This window comes from Photobacterium sp. GB-36, from assembly GCF_003026135.1.
Taxonomy (GTDB): Bacteria; Pseudomonadota; Gammaproteobacteria; order Enterobacterales; family Vibrionaceae; genus Photobacterium.
This window is the reverse complement of record NZ_PYNY01000087.1, coordinates 1-620: the sequence shown is the minus strand read 5'-3', so window position 1 is coordinate 620 and position 620 is coordinate 1. Positions and strand designations below refer to the sequence as shown.

The 620-nt window shown below is 41.3% G+C and carries 1 protein-coding gene; it reads right to left on the bottom strand.

Annotated features, from left to right (window positions below; genetic code table 11):
- Positions 1–157 precede the first annotated feature (157 nt).
- On the bottom strand, positions 158–391 hold the full coding sequence (locus tag C9J46_RS21440) for a hypothetical protein (RefSeq protein WP_199190666.1): 234 nt from the start codon (positions 389–391) through the stop codon (positions 158–160).
- Positions 392–620: the final 229 nt, after the last annotated feature.

The following is a 620-nucleotide window of genomic DNA, read 5'->3' as shown; positions in this document are numbered from 1 at the left end:
TAATACCATATGCTTTAGTGACTCTGACTGGATAAAATGATGGCATAGCATAAGCCACAGTCCAATTCGGAACTTCATCAGGTACGCGTTCTCTATTTATCATGCTACAACCAGCCAGTAATAGGCATAGCACACCTGTTGATATAATATTTTTCATTTACTGTCCTTGTTTACATTCGAATATTTGACGCTCATTGTATCTTTGCTCTGTCGGACTAAATATTTTAAGCTCAGAGGCCTTTCGTGATACCAGCTCTTTAATTGGCACATGATAATTGTTACGAGTAAACGGAAAATGTACACCTTTTCTGGCCATTTGAGACCAAAAGCCTTGCTGATTCCCCGGCGCTTGCAGCGGAATATGCTGTGAGTTATAAGGATGATGCTTCATGGTTATTTTCTATCTTTCTTCGGCGTTAACGATTCCCAGAGTGAGAATACACGCTAAATAGACTGGGCAATAATTGGCCTGATTATGAGATATTACCTCCATAAAAAAGCACGCCGAGATGGGCGTGCTTATTATGCGTTAGGCAGAAGCCGTGTTTGGTGTGGTTGCTATAGAATCAGTGGTAGGGATCGGTATAACTTCACCCAATGGTGGCTCTGAATTTTGCTTC